Genomic DNA, 412 nt, shown 5'->3' with positions numbered 1-412 from the left:
CCGCGTCCGTGCGCGTGCTGACCGACTATCTGGACCGCCACCCGGAAGCGCTGATCCGCGGCAAGGCAAAGGACGCGCAATGATGCCGATGCAAACGACGATGCTGTCTTTTTCTCTTCGCGTGGCCGGCGGCGCTGCCGTGGCCTTGCTGGTTGGCGCGTGCGCCTCGCCCGAGCCGACCTTGCATACGCTGTCGGCGCGCCCTGAAGCAACCGACACCAGCCGCTTTCAGCGTGCATTCCGCCTCTCGGGCGTGCGGGTGCCCGATCGCCTGGACAAGCCGCAGATCGTGCTGCGTACGTCCGACAGCGAAGTGGTGGCGCTTGAGCAGCAACGTTGGGCCGCGCCGTTCGGTTCGGAACTGCGCGATGCGCTGTCTGCGAACCTGGCGACCACGCTGTCTGCCGTGGAC

At 67.2% G+C, this 412-nt stretch carries 1 protein-coding gene; it reads left to right on the top strand.

What is annotated here, in order from left to right; all coding sequences use genetic code 11:
• Window positions 1-79: 79 nt before the first annotated feature.
• On the top strand, window positions 80-412 hold a 333-nt coding region (locus GL263_RS29345; protein WP_182858476.1), incomplete at its 3' end, for an ABC-type transport auxiliary lipoprotein family protein.

The sequence above is a fragment of the Streptomyces durbertensis genome (assembly GCF_014156695.1).
Classification (GTDB): domain Bacteria; phylum Actinomycetota; class Actinomycetes; order Streptomycetales; family Streptomycetaceae; genus Streptomyces; species Streptomyces durbertensis.
Note: the sequence above shows the minus strand (reverse complement) of the source record. Positions and strands in the feature narration are given on the sequence as shown.